This is a genomic window from Actinomadura rubrisoli, assembly GCF_004349215.1.
In the GTDB taxonomy this organism is placed as follows: Bacteria; Actinomycetota; Actinomycetes; order Streptosporangiales; family Streptosporangiaceae; genus Spirillospora; species Spirillospora rubrisoli.
In genome coordinates this window covers 1-3,491 of the sequence record NZ_SMKU01000559.1, presented here as the reverse complement: position 1 = coordinate 3,491, position 3,491 = coordinate 1, and the positions used below count along the sequence as shown (strand labels likewise).

The 3,491-nt window shown below is 70.4% G+C and carries 2 protein-coding genes; one reads left to right on the top strand and one right to left on the bottom strand.

Features of this window, described 5'->3' with window-relative positions; all coding sequences use genetic code 11:
* Positions 1 to 711: 711 nt before the first annotated feature.
* Positions 712 to 2,643 carry a ComEC/Rec2 family competence protein gene (locus E1298_RS45275; protein WP_243726239.1) on the top strand — a complete coding sequence of 644 codons (1,932 nt, stop codon included), beginning with the start codon at positions 712 to 714 and terminating at the stop codon, positions 2,641 to 2,643.
* A 249-nt stretch (positions 2,644 to 2,892) separates the two neighbouring features.
* On the opposite strand, the gene E1298_RS45270 is transcribed toward E1298_RS45275, so the two are convergent.
* Positions 2,893 to 3,423, bottom strand: coding sequence for a hypothetical protein (locus E1298_RS45270; protein ID WP_131903542.1), 531 nt, complete (start codon positions 3,421 to 3,423; stop codon positions 2,893 to 2,895).
* Between the last annotated feature and the right edge of the window lie 68 nt (positions 3,424 to 3,491).

The window sequence follows — 3,491 nt, the reverse complement described above, 5'->3', positions numbered from 1 at the left end:
CCGCCTCCCGCCAACCCGCCAACCCAAACCAATGGTCCGCGTATGACCTCCACCGACCTCCGCTTGATCGCCCCGGCCTTGGCCACGTGGCTGACGGCGGCTGTCACCATCGGGCTTCCTCCACCCCTCACCTACGCGCTGGCAGCCACCGCAGCCGCAGCAGGCCTCTACCTCCTCTCAACCCACCAACGCCCGAGACCCAGCAAGCGACAAGCACTACCCACAAACACTCGCTCGCCGCGCGCGAAGCGGACCACCGCGAGGCAGCCGGCCCTACACCGGCCAGCAACGAACCAGCGCGAGGTCCCATACCGCGACAGGCATCCTCGCAACGCACAACCCGAGCCCACCATCGGCACCGAAACCCACACGGCGAGGGCTGTGAGCGGCGGGGCGCGGGGCCGTCCGGCGGGACGGCACAGGCCGAGTGCCACGGACGCGGGGCGTTCCGCGGATGCGGAGGCTTGGCGCTTGCCGGGAGATGCGGGCGTCGCGAGTGCGGGGGCACGCCAGGCGCGCCGAGATCGGCCTGGACGGCGGCTGATCGGCTTGGCCCTTGTATGCGCCGCAGCGTCCGCAACCGGGGTCGGGTTGCGCGCGACGGCCGTCGGTACGGGGCCGGTGCGGGAGCTGGCTCGCGCGGGTCGCTCCTCGCCGGCTGAGGCGGTCGTGACCGGTGATCCGCAGGCCATACCAGGCCATGGACGACAGATGATCATTATTCGGGCCCGCATCGAGGCGCTCCCGAGGTCCGAGGTCCGTGTCCCCGTGTTGCTGATCGCGGGCGATCCCCAGTGGCTCCATCTTGTGCCGAGCCAGCGCGTGCGGCTGAACGGCGGCTTCCGGACGCCCCGGCGGGCCGAACTGCTCGCCGCCGTCGTGATCGTCCGGGGCCCGCCCACGGTGCTGGGGCCGCCGTCCGCGATCCAGCGAGCGGCCGAGCGCGTCCGGGAGAGACTGCGGGCGGCGGTGGGGCGCCTTCCGCCTGACCAGCGAGGAGTCCTGCCGGGCATGGTCGTCGGTGACACCTCCCGCCTGGATCCGGCGCTCGCCGAGGACTTCCGGACCGCCGGGCTCACCCACCTCCTGGTGGTCTCGGGTGCGAACCTGGCGATCGTCATCGGAGCGGTTCTCGGCCTGTGCCGCATCGCCGGGCTTGGACGACGCCGCGCCCCGCCGCTCGCGGTCCTCGCCGTGTTCGGATTCATCGTGATCGCCCGTCCTGACCCGAGTGTGCTGCGGGCGGCCGTCATGGGGCTCATCGGCCTGCTCGCGCTGCTCACCGGACGGCAGCGCCAGGGCCTCCCCGCGCTGGGAGCGGCCGTCCTGCTCCTCGTCCTGATCGATCCCGTCCTGGCGCGCTCGTACGGGTTCGTGCTCTCGGTGCTGGCCACCGCCGGGCTGCTCGTCCTCGCTCCGCCCTGGCGGGAACGGCTCGCCCGCCGCGTGCCCGGTCCGCTGGCGGACGCCCTCGCCGTGGCGGCCGCCGCCGAGGTCGCGGTGGCTCCGGTACTCGTGATGCTCTCGGGCGAGGTAGGCGTCATCTCCGTGTTCGCGAACCTGCTCGCCGCCCCCGCGGTCGCCCCGGCGACGCTCCTCGGCGCGCTGGCGGCCGTCACCGCCCTCATCTCGTTGCCGCTCGCACAAGCCCTGGTGTGGCCGGCCGGGCTCGCCGTCGGCTGGATCACCTGGGTGGCCCGCACCGCCGCGAGCCTCCCCTACGCCACGATCCCCTGGGCCAGTGGCGGGCTCGGCGCCGTGACCCTTCTCGTGGCGGCCGGGATCGCCGCCCTGATCCTGCGCAACCGTCGCCTGCGCGCGATCGCGGTCGCCGCCATGGCCGGAGTGCTGGTCGCCGTCATCGCCCTGCGCGTCCTGGCCCCCGGCTGGCCCCCTCCCGGATGGCAGATGGTCGTCTGCGACGTAGGCCAGGGCGACGCCCTCGCCCTGGCCGCCGGTCCACGCCAGGCCGTCGTCGTGGACGCGGGCCCCGATCCCGCGCCGGTCGACGAGTGCCTGAAACGCCTGAACATCGAGGACGTCCCGCTTCTCGTCCTCACCCATCCGCATGCCGACCACATCGATGGGACACCCGGCGTCCGGCATGGCCGCACCGTCCACGAGGTCCTGACCACCCCGCGCACCTCCGGACGCGAGGCGCGCCTCACGCCCGGCCTCACCACGCGCCCGGCCCTCCCCGGCCAGCGGTGGACCATCGGTGACCTTACGCTCTCCGTCCTCGGCCCACCGGCCCCCGGTCCTGCCCTTTCACCGGCCGACGACGGCACCACGATCAACAACGCGAGCATCGTCCTGGTGGCGCGCCGTCCCGGATTCAGCGCCCTCCTCGCGGGCGACGTCGAGACGGAGGCACAACGCGTCTTGGAGGGGAACGTCCCTCACGTGCAGGTCCTCAAGGTGCCGCACCACGGCTCCCGCAGCCAGGACGTCCGATTCATAGCCGCCGCCCACGCCTCGGTCTCCCTCATCTCCGTCGGCAAGGGGAACGACTACGGCCACCCCTCCCCGTTCACCCTCGACCTCCTGAAGCGCCTCCACACACAAGTGCACCGCACCGACCAGGAAGGAGACATCGCCATAGCCCGCACCGCAACAGGCATAGCCGTCATCCCCCACCATTAAGCCTAAGTCGCCCCACTACGCGCACCTCACGGTCTCCCCCTCCGCCTCCGATTCTGTCCCGATTCCGCCTCTGGTTTTGTCCGCCTCCGCCTCCGCCTCCGCCTTTGCTTCCGATTCTGTCCCAGCATGGACTCGATCGAGCCGGAGTTGAATGCGGTCGAGGCCATTCTTGGTGGTTAACGATGCCATGTCCCGGGCTGGCATGAATGGCGGTGACGCTGGCAATGTTCGTTGTCGCGAATCGACGGTTCAGGGCGCCAGGTCATTGGTGCTTGAGGCGTCTATGTTCCAATTTCTGGGTAGATCGCTGTCGCAGAAGACGCACACGAAGTCGTCCTCGCGGACGATGTTGTGTTCCTGGCAGGCGGGGCAGCGGCGGAATATCACCTCGTGTGTGAAACCGGGAGGGTGGCCGAGTCCGACTTGCTCTAGTGCTTCGGCTACGGCCGGCCATGAGTTGGTGTCCGGGCAGTAGCCGGTTGACTGGTTGCTGACCTCTGTGACGAACCAGCGGCCTTCCTCGTGGACGAAGGTCATTTCGCCCGCGCTCAGGACTGGCGCGCCACCGGCGCAAGCCACGTGCTCGCTGCGGCGAGGCGCCAACCGCAGGATGCCTTCTGTGTCGATGACGAACGTGAATGGCTCAGTCAGCTCCTGCTCTGAGGCCCAGTTGTGGAAGTCGGTCGGCGTACGGATACTCCGGCCTGCGTTGGCCGGCCGGACCATGGCTTTGAGGTCGGCGGGTCCCACATATCGGTAGGTCCGTCCCTGTGGGCTCATGTCAGGCTTGTGGTTTTGTGGCGGTTGATCAGGGTTCGTACTGGGGCGGTCAGGGGGTGGGCGAGGGC

Bases quoted from the DNA above. Each gene is read 5' to 3' on its own strand.
- E1298_RS45270 (WP_131903542.1), bottom strand. From the start codon at position 3,423: ATGAGCCCACAGGGACGGACCTACCGATATGTGGGACCCGCCGACCTC.
- E1298_RS45275 (WP_243726239.1), top strand. From the start codon at position 712: ATGATCATTATTCGGGCCCGCATCGAGGCGCTCCCGAGGTCCGAGGTC.